The following is a 2,666-nucleotide window of genomic DNA, read 5'->3' on the forward strand; positions in this document are numbered from 1 at the left end:
GGCTTGCGCTACAGTCTGGGTGTTCAGTCCTCGACGAGCCTGCGGGCCCCAGGATCCGCACCGCTGCCGCCCAAACCTTGGAGCGGACGCGGGCGCCCACCCACCCGGGTACGACGGAGCCCTGAGCAAAAGCCACTCGCGGCAGAGAAGCTGCCAGGCGATCTCTGCCGGAGATCGCCTGGCAGCGCGTCACATGGCGCGTTGGCACGAACGGTGTTCTGACCTCGCGCTTTGCGGCCGTGCGGGCCCGTCCGGCCCATCGGGATGAATTGCGACACGAGCCACGTCCCGAGGAGGGGTTCCTGATCGAATGGCCGGAGGGCCAGGGTGCGCCAACCCAGTACTGGCTCTCGACCCTGCCGCCAGAGACGCCCCTGGGGGAGTTGGTCAGTCAGACGAAGCTGCGCTGGCGCATCGAGCGGGATTACCAGGAGCTCAAACAGGAGATTGGGCTCGGCCACTACGAGGGGCGAAGCTGGCGCGGCTTCCATCATCACGCCAGCCTATGCGTCGCCGCCTACGGGTTCCTGGTCTCCGAGCGGGGCCGCTTTCCCCCCTCAGAACCGGAGATCACCGAACGGCAAGCGCTTGCCCTCTCCCTCGGTCACAGACCCCGCGGTGCCCCCGATCCGGCCCGAGCGACACGTGCCTGACTCCATCGCGACCTTGCGCTTGAGGCTGGCACGGGCACTCACGCAAACCCAGCAACAATGTCCCTGCTGCAGACATCACTTTGTGACACAGTAGCACTAAGCGTGCGCCATTTGCTCATGCACTTGACCGTATGAGGTCGAGCTGCGGCAGAGTCTTGCACCTCCGATTAATTGCTTCAATAAAGAACGCATGCTTTCCGCAGATTGCATTGCTGCGCATTACTCCTACACTTTCTGGATAGGCAAGACTCCAGATTTTAGACCTGCTTCAGGGCCGCGCCAGCCGTGCCTCAGGCTACGTCATTGTTGTTCTACGCCAAGGAAGCGCGTGTACTAGAACTATAAATATAGCATGAAAATTGGTCACGGCGTACCGCCAAAACAGTCTTCTGGGCTCTAATGCAAGCCTGTAAGCCCACTCCAATCCAATATTCTGTAAAAATCTTGGGGCACGTCTCTTATTGCCAGCGAGGAAGTCTATAAGACCACCGCAAGTCTTTATCCACCCTATGCCATCGAAGTGGTGAATATTTTCTGCAACGAATTTATGCTCCAACGGAACACCCATGCCGACCCAGAGAACATCGGGCTGGTAATTTTTTATCAATTCTCGTACATCTTCAATATTTGTGGAGTCGATGTATCCATGATGTCCAGTGATTTCCAAAGATGGATAAGAAAGGCGAATTCGCCGCATTGCTTCTTTGTTTGCTTCGGCCGTGCCGCCGAGCATGAAAAATTTCAGGCTGTGCTGCGCAGCGACCGTTGAAGCGTCATGGAAGAAATCAGTGGTAGCAACACGTTCTGGTAGAGGCGTTTGACCGAATAACTTTGAGGCTATAACAATAGGCATTCCGTCAGCGTCAATACCGTCCGCCTGATTGATGTGTTCTCTGAATGTGCCGCTTGAGTGATATTTTGATAAAACATGCCCATTTAACGAGGTCACGAAAATAGGTTTTTTTGCATTACCCTTACGATCAAGGCAATCCCTCAGCATACAATCAGCCCATTGCTTACGAGAAAGTGCATTTACGCGAACACCGCCAATCGCTGCGCATTTTTCAGTAATACTTGTCATACTATCCATCCTTGTACTGCCATCTTCGTTGGCTGGGACCACGATCTGCTGCGCTAGGTTCTAGATTTGATCCCTTATAAGTGATAATTTAGAGTATTGGTATTTTGCTGACAGGTTTCTGAATGGCAGAGTGTGTATTTTTCGTAGTCTAATTTTGTATCAGCAAAAAAGTTGAGCGGATAGATTTCATCATATTGATCATTTCTCAGTAAATAGTAATACATTATTATTTGAGGTCAAGATAAAAACTCAATTGCGAAGAGAGCATGAGAAAAATTTTTATAACCAGAAAGTGCAGGTTTGGCGAGAGTTTTCCTCTTCAATAGCCGGTCGGCCGTGATTAAACCGTTATTGCTGCTTCAAGCTCGGAATGCCGCATCTTAAAGTTAGGCCGCGTAGCGGTACATCGCGGGATCAAAATACCAAGGGGATCAGGCGCTATGTGATGATCCTGCGCGCGTTTAGAAGATGGTGTTAAGGATTGTCCAGACTTTATAGAACGGCGGGGTACCACACGCGCGCGGCCCTAGCATCAGTGGCCTGACCACAGTGCATTCCAGATCTGTTAAGTCTGTCTCATAGAGCAGGCTCGCACGGCCTAGCTGCTGCCGAACGGTCAAGGTCCACATGGGTCCATATGTTCGGTCCCTGCATGTGGTGTGAGGAATCGAGCCTGAAGTGTTTGGGCTGTTTCCCTCGAGGTCTGGCACATCAACTCGCAGGGCGTTAGGCCGTACAGGGTCTTGAGCCGTCGGCCGTAGTTATAGGCCCCCACGAGGAGCTGCAAGTGCTGCCGCAACTCGTCTACTGCCGCACCTCGTCCTAGTGGTCTGAGTTAGGAGTTCAGTTGCAGATTTCGCGCAAGCTCCTACGTGTCGGGATGTCCGCACGGAGGTGACCGATGGCCCGTGGTCCAAAACCTGCTCCTCTCC

At 53.4% G+C, this 2,666-nt stretch carries 1 protein-coding gene and 2 pseudogenes; 1 reads left to right on the forward strand and 2 read right to left on the reverse strand.

Going from position 1 to position 2,666, the window contains the following annotated elements:
* Window positions 1-653: pseudogene (locus CRT23_RS27355) on the forward strand (transposase); the annotation flags it as partial.
* 295 nt (window positions 654-948) lie between these two features.
* Here CRT23_RS27355 and CRT23_RS27360 read toward each other — a convergent pair.
* Both CRT23_RS27360 and CRT23_RS29520 read right to left on the reverse strand, forming a co-directional pair.
* Window positions 949-1,734: a WecB/TagA/CpsF family glycosyltransferase gene (locus CRT23_RS27360; RefSeq protein WP_210202116.1), complete on the reverse strand. Its 786-nt coding sequence runs from the start codon at window positions 1,732-1,734 to the stop codon at window positions 949-951.
* Between the two features lie 576 nt (window positions 1,735-2,310).
* Window positions 2,311-2,548: pseudogene (locus CRT23_RS29520) on the reverse strand (hypothetical protein); the annotation flags it as partial.
* Between the last annotated feature and the right edge of the window lie 118 nt (window positions 2,549-2,666).

Origin of the sequence: Methylobacterium sp. V23 (assembly GCF_002917135.1) — a bacterium.
Lineage (GTDB): Bacteria > Pseudomonadota > Alphaproteobacteria > Rhizobiales > Beijerinckiaceae > Methylobacterium.